Origin of the sequence: Frankia canadensis, from assembly GCF_900197875.1 — a bacterium.
GTDB lineage: Bacteria > Actinomycetota > Actinomycetes > Frankiales > Frankiaceae > Frankia > Frankia canadensis.
In genome coordinates this window covers 1-14,518 of record NZ_FZMO01000083.1, presented here as the reverse complement: position 1 = coordinate 14,518, position 14,518 = coordinate 1, and the positions used below count along the sequence as shown (strand labels likewise).

At 72.0% G+C, this 14,518-nt stretch carries 12 protein-coding genes; 11 read left to right on the top strand and 1 reads right to left on the bottom strand.

Annotated features, from left to right (window positions below):
* Window positions 1-137: 137 nt before the first annotated feature.
* The 7 genes from C1A33_RS08990 to C1A33_RS08955 all read left to right on the top strand — a co-directional run bounded on the left by C1A33_RS08990 (window position 138) and on the right by C1A33_RS08955 (window position 9,866).
* Window positions 138-485, top strand: coding sequence for a hypothetical protein (locus C1A33_RS08990; RefSeq protein WP_101831062.1), 348 nt, complete (start codon window positions 138-140; stop codon window positions 483-485).
* Window positions 486-514: 29 nt separating this feature from the next.
* Complete coding sequence (locus C1A33_RS08980) at window positions 515-5,536, top strand: FtsK/SpoIIIE domain-containing protein (RefSeq protein WP_133150616.1); 5,022 nt, start codon at window positions 515-517, stop codon at window positions 5,534-5,536.
* Between the two features lie 292 nt (window positions 5,537-5,828).
* Window positions 5,829-6,503: a hypothetical protein gene (locus tag C1A33_RS08975; RefSeq protein WP_101831059.1), complete on the top strand. Its 675-nt coding sequence runs from the start codon at window positions 5,829-5,831 to the stop codon at window positions 6,501-6,503.
* 181 nt (window positions 6,504-6,684) lie between these two features.
* Window positions 6,685-6,924 (top strand): alpha/beta fold hydrolase, encoded by a 240-nt coding sequence (locus C1A33_RS08970; protein ID WP_101831058.1) that lies wholly within the window; start codon window positions 6,685-6,687, stop codon window positions 6,922-6,924.
* Between the two features lie 95 nt (window positions 6,925-7,019).
* Window positions 7,020-7,892: an NmrA family NAD(P)-binding protein gene (locus tag C1A33_RS08965; RefSeq protein WP_101831057.1), complete on the top strand. Its 873-nt coding sequence runs from the start codon at window positions 7,020-7,022 to the stop codon at window positions 7,890-7,892.
* A 155-nt stretch (window positions 7,893-8,047) separates the two neighbouring features.
* The gene (locus tag C1A33_RS08960) at window positions 8,048-9,082 is read left to right on the top strand and encodes a ketoacyl-ACP synthase III family protein (protein WP_101831056.1); all 1,035 of its coding nucleotides are present in this window, start codon (window positions 8,048-8,050) and stop codon (window positions 9,080-9,082) included.
* 187 nt (window positions 9,083-9,269) lie between these two features.
* The gene (locus C1A33_RS08955; RefSeq protein WP_101831055.1) at window positions 9,270-9,866 is read left to right on the top strand and encodes a TetR/AcrR family transcriptional regulator; all 597 of its coding nucleotides are present in this window, start codon (window positions 9,270-9,272) and stop codon (window positions 9,864-9,866) included.
* Between the two features lie 79 nt (window positions 9,867-9,945).
* On the opposite strand, the gene C1A33_RS08950 is transcribed toward C1A33_RS08955, so the two are convergent.
* Window positions 9,946-10,371 carry a nuclear transport factor 2 family protein gene (locus C1A33_RS08950; protein ID WP_101831063.1) on the bottom strand — a complete coding sequence of 142 codons (426 nt, stop codon included), beginning with the start codon at window positions 10,369-10,371 and terminating at the stop codon, window positions 9,946-9,948.
* Between the two features lie 181 nt (window positions 10,372-10,552).
* Here C1A33_RS08950 and C1A33_RS08945 point away from each other — a divergent pair, with 181 nt between their 5' ends.
* From C1A33_RS08945 to C1A33_RS34730, 4 genes are all read left to right on the top strand, one after another.
* Window positions 10,553-11,452, top strand: coding sequence for an MBL fold metallo-hydrolase (locus tag C1A33_RS08945; RefSeq protein ID WP_101831054.1), 900 nt, complete (start codon window positions 10,553-10,555; stop codon window positions 11,450-11,452).
* A gap of 84 nt (window positions 11,453-11,536) precedes the next feature.
* Complete coding sequence (locus C1A33_RS08940; protein ID WP_101831053.1) at window positions 11,537-12,322, top strand: SDR family NAD(P)-dependent oxidoreductase; 786 nt, start codon at window positions 11,537-11,539, stop codon at window positions 12,320-12,322.
* Window positions 12,323-12,380: 58 nt separating this feature from the next.
* Window positions 12,381-12,797 carry a lipocalin-like domain-containing protein gene (locus tag C1A33_RS08935; protein ID WP_133150615.1) on the top strand — a complete coding sequence of 139 codons (417 nt, stop codon included), beginning with the start codon at window positions 12,381-12,383 and terminating at the stop codon, window positions 12,795-12,797.
* A gap of 53 nt (window positions 12,798-12,850) precedes the next feature.
* Window positions 12,851-14,320, top strand: a complete 1,470-nt coding sequence (locus tag C1A33_RS34730; protein ID WP_165818301.1) for an FAD-binding oxidoreductase — start codon at window positions 12,851-12,853, stop codon at window positions 14,318-14,320.
* The last annotated feature ends 198 nt before the right edge of the window (window positions 14,321-14,518 follow it).

Sequence of the window (14,518 nt, the reverse complement as noted above, 5' to 3'; positions counted from 1 at the left end):
TCCCGCGGGTGGGTGGGAGCTGGTAGTCGTGGCCGGCCTGGGGGCGAGGCGGCGGCTCGTGGCAGGCGGGAAGATGGTCTCGCTGCTCGTCGATTATCCGATGGGTTCGCCGATCACGGGATGGGAAGGAAACTTACATGGCCGAGCTGATTCCGCTGACTGAGCTGCCGGCTGGATTCAACTACCCGTCGGAATATCTCCGGGTCGTCGAGCTTGGGCTGACCGATCTCGAACCATGGCAGATCATCGAAGGGCGGATGCTATTCAGCATCTACAACACTCTCGCGGAAAGATTTCCAGAAAATCACCTCGTTCCTTTCGCCAGGTACGCGCCGAACGATGACGTCGTCTGTTGGCATCCGGAGACCGGAAAAATCGTGACTGTCGACCCCTGGGACAGACACTGGTACAGCAATCGGGACTATGAGAACTTCTGGGCATGGTTCCGGCAGGCCATCGAGGACCTGATCGCGTTTGATGCGTAGGGCGGTGTCCAGAAGTAGTGATCATCAGGGTGCGCGCGGTCTCGGAGGGTGGGGCCTCGCGGGACTGGTCGGCGGAGGTCGGCGCGGATGCGATGGTGTGGGAACTGGGCGTTCGCCTGTTCGGGCCGCTGGGCGAGTTCGGTCTGGTGGTGGAGGGGGAGTCGTTCGGGCCCGACCTGCCGGTGGCGGTCTGCGGGCTCGTTGACGGCGTGGAGGTCGCCCCGGCCGAGCCTGTGGACGGGTATCGGTCCGGGTACGGCGGCGGGCTGACTGACCCGGGGCCGTCCGCCTCGGCCGGCCAGACGGGCGGCACCGATGTCTGGTGGGAGTCCACGGCCGTTCCGGAGGCTGGCGGCCTCGAATCAGCCGCGGCCGAGGTGGAGTGGTGGATACCGGCGCCAGCGGTGGCAGGCGCTGAACCCTCCGGTTCTTCCGAGACGTCTGGTCCGCGCGGGACGCCCGGTGGACACAGCCCCGTCAGCCCGTCCGACCCGTTGCTCTGGTCCTCCGCGGGGGCGGGTGGCGGCGGGTGGGAGCTCGTCATCGTGGCTGGTCGGGGCGTTGGGCGGCGCCTGGCGGTGCCCGGGGGAGAGACGGTGTCGCTGTTCGTCGATCCGTTCGAGGGGGCGTTGCTGGAGCGTGGCGGCGACTTCGAGGAGGCGGCCGCCGAGTTCGTCCTCGTCGACGACGTCGTGACCCTCAGGTGGGCCGTGCGGGAGCTGACCGTCGATGGCGAGGCCGCCGGGAACGGCGATGACTCGTGGGACGGCGGTGCCGTGAAGGACGGTCAGGTGCTGCGTCCCGGTGCGGTGCTTGCGGTGGGCTCCAGCGCGATGCGTCTGGGCCGGAGGGGGGGCCGCGCCCAGCCCGGCCAGACCGTGGGCGTGCCCGTCGAGAACCGGTCGACCGTGGCGTTCCACCGCACCGCACGTCCGGTGTCGCCGCCGGCGCCAGGCGTGGTCACGTTGCCGCCGGTTGTCCGGGAGCCGGGGCAGGCGAGTCCGTTCAACTGGGCGTCGCTTGGTGCGCCGCTGGTTCTGGCCGGCGTTCTGTTCACGGTGACGAGGCAGCTCATGTATGCGCTGCTGTCGGCGCTGGGCGCGATCATCGTGGTGTTCTCGTTCGTGGAGAACCGGCTGCGTCGCCGCAGGGAGGTGCGTCGCAGCGCGGCCGAGCGGGCGGCGGAACTTGCCGCGTTCGACGCCAGGTTGGCCGAGGCCAGGCGGCTGGAGCTGCGGCGGCGCTGGGACGTCACGCCGACGGCCGCCGACTGGGTGCGCGCCGCCGATCAGACGGGCGCCACCCTGTGGGAACGTGGGCCCACCGACAGCGACTTTCTGGACGTCTTCGTCGCCGTCGGGCACCTGGACTGGCGCCCGGCGGTCGAACGGGTGGAGCAGGCCGGCGCCGAGATCAGGGAGCGGGTGGTCCGATCGGGGGGCCTCGCGTCCGTGCCGCTGACGTTCAGTCTGGATCGCGGCGAGCTCGTGACGCTGCGCGGCCCGCGGCCGGACGTGCTCGGCCTGGTCCGGGCGGCGATCTGCCAGGCCTGCTGCGCGCAGGGGCCCGCTCATCTGCGGATCGGCCTGCTGGTCGAGGACACCACCGACTGGGAGTGGCTCAAGTGGCTCCCGCACCTGCGGGACGAGACGAGCGGGGAACTCCGGGTACGTCGCATCGACGCGACCGCCGACCCGCAACGCGCCCTCGACGAGGCCGCCGCCTGGCTGACCGGCGCGGGTACGGGTGCGGGTGCGGCCAGTCCCGTCGGCGCCGGACCGCACCGAGCCACCGGCCACGGCGGGCGAGGTGCTGCCTCTCCCACGACCAGCGGCGGAGGCGGCGGTCCGGCGATCAGCCTGCCGAACGCCACGTCGCCGGAGCGGATAAACGCGGTCCGCACCCTGCTGATCGTCGACGGCCCGAGGCTGCGGCCCGGGTCCAGTCTCGCCTTCCGCCGGGCGCTCGCGGCCGACGCGTCGGCGATCGTCGTGGATGGGCCACCCCCCAATCTGACCACCACCCTGATTGAGATCGGACCCGACGGCACGGTTGCGCAGGTCGACGCCAGGACCGGTCGGGCCACGCACGGCGCGAGCCCGGCGCCGCTGGGCGCCGACGACGCGCAGCGCTGCGCGCGGATGCTGGCCCGTCTCGACGATCCGCTCGTGGCCGAGCGGGACGCACCCCTGCCGGCCCGGGTGCGGCTGGCAGACCTCGTCCCGTTCGATCTGGCGCAGCCATCCGACCGGCTCGCCGACGACATCCGCGCGCTCTGGGCCGCCCGCCGCGACCCCGACAGCCTCGCGATACCGGTCGGCCTCGGGGAGGACGGGCCGTTCGAGCTCGACATCGTCCGCCATGGCCCGCACGGGCTCCTCGGCGGCGCGACCGGCTCCGGCAAGAGCGAGCTACTCAAGATGATCGTGGTCGAGCTCGCGACGCGGTACTCACCCGACGAGGTGATCATCGGGTTGTTCGACTTCAAGGGCGGCACATCCCTGCAGGACCTCACCGCGCTGCCGCACTGTGTCGGCCTGGTCAGCGACACCGACCTGCACGCGGCCGAGCGGGCGCTGCGCTACCTGCGCACCGAGCTGCTGCGCCGGGAACGGCTGCTGTTCGCCCGCGGCGTGCAGAAGATCGAGCAGATCGCCGGTGAGCTGCCCCGACTGCTCGTGATCATCGACGAGTTCCAGATCCTCGCCGACGAGCTGCCCGACGAGCTGGCGACCATCATCGACCTGACCAAGCGGGGCCGCTCGCTCGGCGTCCACCTGCTGTTCGCGACCCAGAGCCCCACCTCGGTCCGCAACTACGACGAGATCAAGCGCAACACCCACCTGCGGATGACCCTCAAGCTCCTCGACGTCGAGGACTCGGTGCGCCTGATCGACCTGCCGGACGCCGCTCGGTTCACCGCGTCCGGCCGCGGCCTGGCCCGCGTCGACAACCGGGTGCTCGCCTTCCAGGCCGGCTACCCGTCCGGCCCCGTCGAGGCCGCCGAGGACGACGCGGTCCGCCTCACCCCGTTCACGCTGCTTCCCGACGCCGACGCCGACGCCGCCCCGCGGACCGCCTCGTCCAGCGCAGACGCCATCGCCCCCGCGGGTGTCGAGCTGTCGAGGCCGCGCAGTATCGACCCGGCCGGTGTCACCGAGCTGGACGAGCCATGGTGGGAGACGGGCGGCACCGGCCCGGGCGGCACGGGCTCCGACGGTGTCGGCTCAGGCGGTGTCGGCCCCGGCGGTGTCGGCCCCGCGGCCTGGGTGCCCATCACCGATGGAACCGGCGCCGGCGACACGGGTGTCAGGGACGGCGAGGCCGGGGTGCGGGCCGAGGGGGCCGGGCGAACCGAGGGGACGGAGCTGAGTGCGCTGATCGTGGGCGTCCAGCGGGCCTACCGGTCGGCGCTGGACTGGCGCCAGGTGCGGCCGGTCGCCGACGTCTGGCCGCCCGCGCTTCCCGCGTCGCTGACGCTGGCCGAGGTCGTGGCCCAGGCCCGGGCCGGCGAGATGATCCCGGGCCGTCCCGCCGGGCTCGCGGCCTACTTCGCCCGCGGTGACCGTCCCGACGAGTCCGAGCACGCCCGCCAACCCGCCGTCGCCTGGCATCTCGACGCGGGCAACCTGCTCGTCTTCGGCGCCCCGGGTGCCGGCGCCAGCACCGCGCTGACCGTGCTCGCCACCAGCCTGACCGCGTCGCTGCCGCCGACCGGGCTGCACCTGTACGTGCTGGACTTCGCCGGCGGTGACCTGCGGGCGCTCGGCGCGCTGCCGCACTGCGCCGGCAACGTCATCCTCGGCGACGAGCTGGAGCGGCAGGCGAACCTGCTGGCGTTCCTGCGGGCCCGGATCGCGCGGCTGGGAGCGATGGACGCGGCGGCTCGGGACGCAGAGGCCCAGTCGATCCTGCTGATCGACAACCTGGGCGGCTTCATGAGCACGCACGAGGCCGTCAGCTCCAAGCAGGGCATGGCGCTGCTCGAGGACTTCGCCACGGTGATCGGCGCCGGGCCCGCGTCGAAGGTGGCCGTGGCCGCGTCGATCGCCGGCACCCGGGTGCGCGCCGAGGTGGCCGCCCGCGCGCCGCAGCGGCTCGTGCTGCGCCTCGCGGATCGCAACGCCTACGGCGACCTCACCATCGAACGACGTGCGATCCCGAGCGGTGAGCCGGGCCGCGGCCTGTGGACCACCGGCAACGAGCTGCTGATGGAGGTCCAGGTCGCCCAACCGGGTCCCATCCTGTCACCGTCCCAGCCGGAGGCCTGGGCGAACAGCGCCGTCGCCGTCGCCGGCAGCGGCACCGACGCGGATAGCAGCAGCGACGCGGGTAGCGGTAGCGGCGCCGGTAGCGGCACCGGCGCAGACGCCGGATTCCTGCCGCGGCGCGTCCGTGCCTTGCCTGCGACGGTCGACCCCGCGGAGCTCACCGCGGACGGGGACGCCCGCCTGGACGGCGACGTGCTGTCCATCCCGGTGGGCCTCACCCTGCACGGTGGGCTGGTCGTGCCGGCCTGCCTCGACCTGGCGGAGGCCAGCCCGGCGCTGATCTACGGTCCGCCCCGCTGCGGCAAGAGCATGCTGCTGCGCCGGCTCGCGGAACTCACCCGGGCCGGTCTCGGTGACGCGGTGGCGATCTACGCCGCGGCTCCCGTCGACTCGCCGCTCGCCACCTGCCCGGCCGCGGACCGGGTACGCGACCTCGGCGCGGCGGCGACCCTCGCCGAGCGGGCCGCCGGCGAGGGCCGGCCCACGCTGCTGCTCATCGACGATGTGACCCGGCTCGGCGACACCCTCAACGATTTTCTGAAGGACCGTCACCCCCGCGTCCGCCTGGTCGCGACCGCCCGCATCGGCGAACTGCGCACCGCCGACTACTCCGGGACCGCGAGCCGGCTCAAGTCGGCGCCCACGCGCCTGGTGCTGGAACCGGAACCCGGCGAATCCGATCCCGTCAGCGGCCGGTACTTCGCGTATCCGCCGAGCGGCCCAGGCCGCGGCCGAGCATTCCTCCTCTCCGCGACCGGCACCCGCTTCCTCCAGACCTGATCGAACGCCGGGCTGGTAGGGAAAGCGCCAGGCACGCCATCATGGAGAGGTGGCCCTCGTGGTGCTGGCGGGTGGGTCCACTCGAGCTGGTCATTTCTTCGCGTGAAGTCGTCCGGCCTCGGCCGAGGCATTCTGGCCACGTTGTCTCATCTCACTGAGTAACCGCGTTCGGCTGGATTTCTGACCCCCAACTGTCCGCTGGTGCCTCGTCAGTAGCCTCCGATGCCCTACGGGGACGAGGGGGACATTCATGGCACCGCCGCCGCACCAACGCTCAGGCTATGACCGGGTGATGGCCGGCCTGGACCGACGGGTGCGCGCCGTCGTCGGGCCGCTCACGGGACTGAAGATCGCCTTCGGGGTGGTCCTGTACCTCGCGCTCATCATCGGCGTCGCGGCGCTTCTGCCGGCCGCCAACACGCCGACGGCCACCACACTGACCAGCGCGGCCGCGCCGTCGCCGACGGCCCAGGCCACTGTTCCCGTGTCGGCCGATCCGGCCCGTTCGACGACCGTCAGCCCGCCGCCGTCGGTGAGCCCGCTGCCGCCATCGGCCGCGACGACGGCCCCCGCGGCCGTCGCGCCCGCGCTCGGCGCCGCTGCGGAGCCGGCGGCGACGCAACAGCAGGCGGCGACCCACGCACCCGCTCCAGCGGCTCGTCCCGCGACGCGCGCGGTTCCGCCCGCCGCGGCGACCCGCGCGCCCGCGGCTCCGCCCGCGGCCGCCGCACCGGCGAACAACCCGGCACCGTCGAATACCTCGCCGGCGAACGACGCTCCGCCCGCGAACAACCCGGAGCCGGCTACGTCTGCCGCCGCCAGCTGCAGTCCGCGGACCAACAGCGGTGGCTGCTACAAGCCGGGGCAGTACTGCCGGGCCTCGGATCACGGGGCGCGTGGAGTTACCGCCAGCGGCGAGGCGATCGTCTGCCGGGACAACAACGGATGGCGCTGGGAACCAGCCTGACCAGGATCTCGCCGGCCGGTCCTGCCCGGCAGCCCGAGGTGCGGCGCTGGGTAGGAGACAGCCCCTGGGGACGGTCCGGGGGCAGGGGATTGGGCGTGATGAGGCGGTTTCGGCGCGCAGATCATGTCGACGCTGCTGCCGGTGCGGCCGCGGCGGGACGCCCATCCTGTTCGACACCTATGTGAGCGCGCCCGAGATGCTCCGTGACCGGCTGCCGTGGGAGGACGTCGACGTCCCGACCCTCGTCCTCACCGCCGAGGACTCGCCGCTGCCCACGCCCGCCGAGGCCGCGGCTGTCGTCGACCGGCTGCCGCGCGGCGAGCTGCTGGTCCTGCCGCACGGCGGCCACCTGCTGCTCGGCAACGTCACCCGCCTGCGCGACGTCCTGCGTGAGGCGCTGACGGACGTCCTGACGGGCTGACCTGGGGCCTCGAACCGACCTCTTGACAACCGGAATCGCGGTTCTATCTTCGTAACCTGGAAGAGTAGTTCCGATTCCTCTTGTCGGGAGAGTCAATGATCGTTGTCTGCACCCCCACCGGGCAGATCGGCCGCCAGCTCCTGCTCAACCTCCTCGGCAGCGGGGTGACCCCCCGGGTGGTCGTACGTGACCCGGCGCGGCTCGTCCCCGAGGCACAGGGCAAGGTCGAGGTCATCCAGGGGTCGCTGTCCGACGCCGACGTCATGGACAAGGCGCTGACAGGCGCCGAGTCGGTGTTCTGGCTGCTGCCGCCCGACCCCACCGCCACCGATCCCGTGCGGCGCGCGGCCGAGTTCGCCGGGCCGCTGTCCGCGGCCATCACCAGGCACGGGGTGCGGCGCCTGGTCAACATCGGCGGTCTCGGCCACCAGGAGACGGCGGACACGGACACGATGGGGCGGGCCGTCTGCGAGCTGATCGACAAGACGGGGGTCAGCTACCGCACGCTGCGGATGCCGGCGTTCATGGAGAACCTGCTCTGGCAGGTCGCGCCGCTCAAGCACCAGGGAATGTTCTTCTACCCCATCAACGGCGACCTCAAGCTCCCGACCTGTTCGACCCGGGACATCGCCGCCGTCGCCGCGCGGCTGCTGCTGGACAGCTCCTGGAGCGGTCAGGACTATCAGGCCGTCCTCGGGCCGGAGGACCTTTCCTACAATGACGAGGCACGGATTCTCTCCGAGGTTCTCGAGCGGCCTATCCGGTACCAGCAGGTGCCGCCGGACGCGTACAAGGCCAGCCTGATACAGAACGGCCAGACCGAGGCCGCCGCCCAGTGGCTTGTCGATCTGCTGACCGCCATTGACGGCGGTCTCTACAACGCCGAGCCGCGTACAGCCGAGGCGACCACGCCCACGACCTTCCGTCAGTGGGCTCAAGAAGTGCTCAAGCCCGCGGTTCTTTCCTGATTCGAACACCGGCCGGAGGGCTGCGGCACCGTACGATGGCGCTGTCGTGCCGCCGCCCCTCCGGGGAGCCTTTCTGGCGCCGTTCGCACACAATCCACCGTCATGGGAATCGGCGGCCCGCTCGTGCACCGATCATCCGCGGGAGGACGAGAAAAATGAAGTTCGGAGCCGATCTCGGGATCAGGGCGGTCAGTACCTGGCTCCCCGAGACGACGGAGTCCATCAAGGCGGAGGTCGACGGCGGCCGGCTCGATGCCGGGGCGGTCGAGCTGCTCGGCGTCACCGACGTGCCGGTCACGGCCGATCTCGCCGCACCCCAGATGGCCGTGCTCGCCGGGCGGAAGGTGCTGGGCCGGGCGGGCTGCGATCCGGCGTCCGTCGGCATCCTGGTGCACGCCTGGGTCTACCACCAGGGCCAGGAGGTCTGGTCGCCCGCGCACTACGTGGCCAGCGAGCTGGACCTGCCGCCCGACGCCCTGCCCACCGGCATGCACGAGCTGTGCAACGGCGGCACCTCCGCGCTCTACTTCGCGGCCAGCGGCCTGCTGGCGAATCCCGACCTCACCGCGGCCCTGGTGACCACCGCCGACAGGTTCGTGGCGCCGGTGTGGGACCGCTGGCGGATGCACACCGACATCGCCTACGGCGACGGTGCGACGGCCGCCCTGCTCCACCGCCGCGACGGCCGGCCCGACGAGCTGCGCCTGCTCTCCTTGACGCACGCGAGCGCCGGCTGGCTCGAGGCCCTGAACCGCGGTGACGCGCCGTTCACCACCGCGCCGATGGAGGGCAAGGAGATCCTGTCGTCCGCGCAGGCGCGCAGGGAGTTCTACGCCGCGCACGGCAAGGAGAGCCTGGCCGCGACGGCCCGCGACCGGGTCGGCACCTCGCTGCGCACGGCGCTGGCGCAGGCCGAGCTCGACGCGGACGATCCCCGCCTGAAGATGATCGTGACGCCGCGCCTGGGCCCTCGGCTGCTGCACGTCATGTACGACCGGGCCCTGGGCGAGCAGCTGCTGGCCAGGACGGTGCAGCTCGGCACCCGTACCGGGCATCTCGGCGCCGGCGACATGGTGGCGAACATGGCCGACATCGTCGAGCAGAAGATGCTCGAACCCGGGGAGTACGCCGTCATCCTCGGCTGCGGATCGGGCTTCACCTGGTCGACGGCGGTCGTCCAGGCACCCTGACGACGCCGCGCACGTGACGACGCCGCGCACGTGCGCGGCGGTGCACCGGGCCGGGCCGTCCCAGTAGGTCCGGCCCGGCGTACCGCTGGCACGATCCGCCCAGCTCACGGTGCTACGCGCGGACGACTCCAATGGTGATCGGAACTAGACTTCCTGATGTTCCGTGGGTGACGCGAGAGGGGTTGACATGGCCGAGGCCGAACGTCCCCTGCGCGCGGACGCCCGCCGCAACCGCGAGCGCATCCTCGCCAGCGCCGGTGAGCTCTTCGCCCGGCAGGGCAATGCCGTCCAGATGGAGGAGATCGCCGCGCACAGCGGGCTCGGCATGGGCACGCTGTACCGGCATTTTCCGAGCAAAAGAGATCTGCTCGTCGCGGTCGTCCGGGAACGCTTCCAGAACATGAGCGTGCTCGCCCGTGAGGCCGAGAGCATCGCCGATCCCGGCGTCGCCTTCGAAACGGTCCTGCACCGCTATCTGGAGACGGCCGACGGTGATTCCGCCTTCCAGCTCGCCCTGCTCGGATCCACCGGGCTCCAGTGGGACGGCGCCGAACAACAGAAGGCCGAGTTCGCGGAGATCGTCACGCGTATCATCGCCCGGGCCGTCGCCGCGGGTCACCTGCGCGCCGACTTCACCTTCTCGGACTTTCCCGTCCTCGCCTGCGGGATCATGTCCACCATGTACTTCCGGCCCAGCCGGAACTCGGACTGGCGCCGGCATCTCGACCTCGTCCTGAACGGGATCCGAGCCGACCCGGCCCGCTCGGCGCCAGCCCACCCGTAGGAGAACGCTCTGCCGACGGAGAACGCTCTGCCGACGGAGAACGCTCTGCCGACGGAGAATGCGCTGCCGACGGAGAACGTCAGTCGTAGGAGACGTGCCGGGACGCGTTCAGCAGTTCGCCGTCCAGCTCCACCAGGATGTCGTGCATCGTGCAGCTGACGAACACGGGTTCCTGCCCCGGCCGGACCTTCACGACCAGGCAGTAGGCGGTCGACCGCAGGCGCCCGTCGTCCAGCGGCTCCAGATTGATCATTGTCACCAGGTGCCGGCGCTGCATCGGGTCGTCGGAGAACTTCCGGTGGAAGTCGGTGAGGTCCTCGATGATGCCGGCCCGGGTCCGCGACGGCGGGCGGCCGGGGGTGTGCGCGAACTCGGCGTCGTCCGAGAAGGTCCCGGCATAACCCACGATGTCGCGGGAATCCAGCCGCTGCATCTGGGCGGCGTAGAACTGCTGGACCCGCGGGTAGACGGTGGCGAGGTCGAGTCCGGCGGACGCGGTGGTCATCGGTGCCTCCACAGCTCGGAAGGATTCGGGGGGATCCAGAGGGATCCGGAACGGAACAGGGATCCGGCGGGATTCCGAGGCAGTGTCGGCCGGGCGGCTCAAGCGCCGGTCAAGCGCGCCCCGAGGGCCGGCCCGAGCACTTCTTGAGTGCTTCTCGACCGCCGGTCGTGACAGTCACCGCATGTCGACTTTCACCGGCCCGGTGAGGCTGTGCGAGCTGGCCGACGGAGTTCACGCGTTCCTGCAGCCCGACGGCGGCTGGTGCCTGAACAACGCGGGCCTGCTCGTCGGCGGGGGCACGGCCGTCCTCGTCGACACCGCCGCCACCGAGGCGCGGGCGAGTCGGCTGCGCGAGCTCGCCGTGACGGCGGCAGGCGCGATACCCAGGGTGGTGGTCAACACCCACGCGCACGGGGATCACACGTTCGGCAACGGCGTCTTCCCCGAGGCGCTGGTGGTGGGGCACGAGGGCACGCGGGCGGAGGCGGAGCGGGCCGGCCTGCACCTGACCACGCTGTGGCCGGACGTCGAGTGGGGGAAGATCGAGGTCGTCCTGCCGCAGGCGACGTTTCGCGACCCGATCGCGGCCCGCCTGGGCGGGCATGACATCGAGCTGCACTCGTTCGCCTCGGCGCACAGCGCCAGCGACACCGTCGTGTGGCTGCCAGGGCGGCGCGTGCTGTTCGCCGGGGACCTCGTCCTGTCCGGCGTGACCCCGTTCGTCCTCACCGGATCGATCAGCGGGCTGCGGGCCGCGCTGGGGCGCCTGCGGGAGTTCGACGCGGCGACGGTCGTGCCCGGGCATGGCCCGGTCGGGGGGCCGGAGCTGTTCGACCAGACCGAGCGCTACCTCGGCTGGCTGACGGAGCTCGCGCGGGCGGGGATCGCGGCCGGTCTGACCCCGCTGCAGGCCGCGCGGGACGCCGACCTCGGGGAGTTCGCCGGGCTGATCGACTCGGAGCGGCTGGCACCCAACCTGCACCGCGCCTACGTCGACCTCGGCGCCGAGCCCGCCGACCTCGACCAGCTGCTCGCCGACATGACGCGGCTGCACGGCGGGATGCCCGCCTGTCATGCCTGAGCCCGCGCCGCTTGAGTGATCCTTTAACACCCTTTGGCAGCGTCCCACCACGACGCGCCACGACATGGAGGAAGGCGGACGGTCATGGCCGAGCGCTCCGAGCAGGTCGCCCTCGTCACCGGTGCCACCAGCGGCATCGGGCTGGAGATCGCGAGAACCCTGGCCGCGGACGGCATGCGGGTCTTCCTGTGCGCGCGCACGCCGGAATCCGTGGCCACGACCGTCAAGGAGCTGGGTGCGCGGGGCCACGAGGTCGACGGGTACCGCTGCGACGTCCGTTCCCCGGCGGAGATCGGAGAACTCGTCCGGCGGGTTCTTGACCGCTTCGGCACCATCGACGTCCTGGTGAACAACGCCGGCCGCCCCGGCGGTGGGCATCTGCCCGACATCTCCGACGAGCTGTGGTGCGACGTCGTCGACACGAATCTCACCAGCGTCTTCCGGATGACCAAGGAGGTGCTCGTCGCCGGCGGGATGCTCGGCCGCGGCCGCGGCCGCATCATCAGCATCGCCTCGACCGGCGGCAAGCAGGGCGTCATCCACGCCTCGCCCTATTCCGCCTCCAAGCACGGCGTCGTCGGCTTCACGAAGGCGCTGGGGCTTGAGCTGGCCAGGACCAGAATCACGGTCAACGCCGTCTGCCCCGGTTTCGTCGAGACGCCGATGGCCGAGCGGGTGCGGGAGCACTACGCCGACATCTGGGGCGTCGACGAGGACGAGACGAAGTCCCGCATCGAGGCCCGCGTGCCCATCGGGCGGTACGTCGAGCCGCACGAGGTGGCGGCGATGGTCCAGTACCTGCTGTCGCCGGGGGCCGCCGCGGTCACGGCACAGGCGCTGAACGTGTGCGGAGGACTCGGGAACTACTGACCGGCGCCGCCCGGCCGACATCCGGACCGGGAATCGACGCGAGAACTCAGGATCTTCGGTGCCGGGAGCGCGGATGCTGATGGAGAGGGACCTCGTCGGAGCATGGCGGCTGGTGTCGCACTGCTACCTCAACGAGGACGGTTCCACCGACGAGGGTCCGCTGGGCGCGGGCGCGGACGGCCTGCTCATCTACCATCCCAGCGGTTTCATGGCGGCCAGTCTGATGCGGACCGACAGCTGGTCCGGCGACGCGCCGGCACCCTACCTGGGATCCGTCGAGAGTTACCTGGGGTATTCCGGCCGGTGGCGGGTGGAGAAGGACGCGGTCGTCCATCAGGTGGTCATCGGGTCCCATCGCCGTGTGGTCAACACGGAGCAGGTTCGCGGCGCCCGGCTGACCAACGGCCTGTTGACGTTGCGAAACCGCCTTCCCGACTCGACCCGGCATGTGGTCATGGACTGGCGGCGCGCGTGACGTCGTGACGTCGTGACCGTCCGATTCGGCTGTGCGTGGGGAAGGATCGTGCGTTGGACACACTGTTGAGCAGGCGGGCGGCACTGAAGGCCGTCGGTCTGGGAACGGCGGCGCTCGCGGCCGGGGTCGGGCTCGATCTCGGGACCGGGGTCGCCGAGGCCGCGACGGCGTCGGACGCGCTGCGCGGCGCGCTCGGGTCGACGGTGCTGCTGCCCGGCGATCCCGGCTACGACGCCGAGCGCGCCGGTTTCAACACGCTGGTCCAGCAGCGCCCGAAGGCCATCGTGCTCGCCGAGTCGGCGCGGGACGTGGCCGCGGCCGTCCGCGTCGGGGCGGGGCTCGGCTGGCCGATCGCGGTGCAGGCGACGGGGCACGGCATCAGTGTCCCCGCGGACGACGCGCTGCTGATCAACATGCGCAGGCTCGCGGGCGTCGGGATCGACACCGGCCGGCGCGTCGCCCGCGTCGACGGCGGAGCGCGCTGGCGGGACGTGATCGCCGCGTCGGCTCCCGCGGGCCTGCTTCCCCCGGCCGGGACGACGTCGAACGTCGGGGCCACCGGCTATGTCACCGGCGGCGGTGTGTCGATCATCGGCCGGACCTACGGCTACGCCGCCGACCGGGTCCGCGGCATCGACCTCGTCACCGTGGACGGCCGGCAGCGCCGGCTGAGCCCGACCCAGGAGCCGGACCTGTTCTGGGCGGTGCGGGGCGGCATGGGCAACTTCGGCGTCGTCACCTCGTTCGAGATCGACCTGCTGGCGGCGCCGACCGTCTACGGAGGGGCGCTCACGTTCCCCGCGGCGGCCGCCGAGCGGGTGTTCGCGGCCTACGTCGGCTGGACGGCGACGGTGTCCGACCGCACGACGTCGGTCGCGGCGTTCGTCCGCTACCCCGACATCCCCACGGTTCCGCCGGAGCTGCGCGGCACGCTCGCGCTGATCATCAGAGTGGTGCACGTCGGAGCGCCGGCGGACGCGGACGCGGAGCTGGCCGCGCTGCGGGCCCTGGGCCCGGTGTCGGACACGGTCACCGCCGTGCCGGTCGCGCGGCTCGACACGATCTACGGCGTGCCTACCGCCCCCGTCGCCACGATCAGCGAGAGCGGCCTGACCCGCGATCTGGGTGACGACGGCGTCGCCACGGTGCTGCGTGCGGTCGGGCCGGCTGCCACGCTGCCCCCGGGCTTCGTCGAGATTCGCCACCTCGGCGGGGCGTTCGGGCGCCGACCGGCGTCCCCCAACGCCATCGGGCACCGGGATGCGCGGTTCCTGGTGTTCCTCAGCAACCCGCTCGCGGCTCCCGAGCAGGCCGGCGCGGTCCATCAGGCGCAGCTGGCCGCGCTGACCGGACTCGGGCCGGTGCTCACCGGGGGACGGATTCCGACCTTCCTCGGCCCCACGGACGTGACGCCGCAGGCGGTCAGCGTCGCGTACGACCAGGCGGACTGGACCCGGCTGCGCGGCCTCAAGAGCAGGTACGACCCGAACAACCTGTTCCGCATCAATCACAACATCCGCTAGCCGGACGCCGGCGGATCCGTTCCGGGCCCGACCCCGCGCCGGGGCCGCGCCGGACAGCCCCGGCACGCGCGAGATCGGCGACCAGCTCCACCCGCTGCCCGTCGGTCTCGCAGGCGCGTGTTCCCGCCGAGGGATCACCGCTTCGACGCATCCCGCCGTCCCACTGTCCCGCCCACTGTCCCGCCCGCCGTCCCGCCC

Coding starts and splice junctions, on each gene's coding strand:
- C1A33_RS08990 (WP_101831062.1), top strand. CDS start 138: ATGGCCGAGCTGATTCCGCTGACTGAGCTGCCGGCTGGATTCAACTAC.
- C1A33_RS08975 (WP_101831059.1), top strand. CDS start 5,829: ATGGCCGGCCTGGACCGACGGGTGCGCGCCGTCGTCGGGCCGCTCACG.
- C1A33_RS08965 (WP_101831057.1), top strand. CDS start 7,020: ATGATCGTTGTCTGCACCCCCACCGGGCAGATCGGCCGCCAGCTCCTG.
- C1A33_RS08960 (WP_101831056.1), top strand. CDS start 8,048: ATGAAGTTCGGAGCCGATCTCGGGATCAGGGCGGTCAGTACCTGGCTC.
- C1A33_RS08955 (WP_101831055.1), top strand. CDS start 9,270: ATGGCCGAGGCCGAACGTCCCCTGCGCGCGGACGCCCGCCGCAACCGC.
- C1A33_RS08950 (WP_101831063.1), bottom strand. CDS start 10,371: ATGACCACCGCGTCCGCCGGACTCGACCTCGCCACCGTCTACCCGCGG.
- C1A33_RS08945 (WP_101831054.1), top strand. CDS start 10,553: ATGTCGACTTTCACCGGCCCGGTGAGGCTGTGCGAGCTGGCCGACGGA.
- C1A33_RS08940 (WP_101831053.1), top strand. CDS start 11,537: ATGGCCGAGCGCTCCGAGCAGGTCGCCCTCGTCACCGGTGCCACCAGC.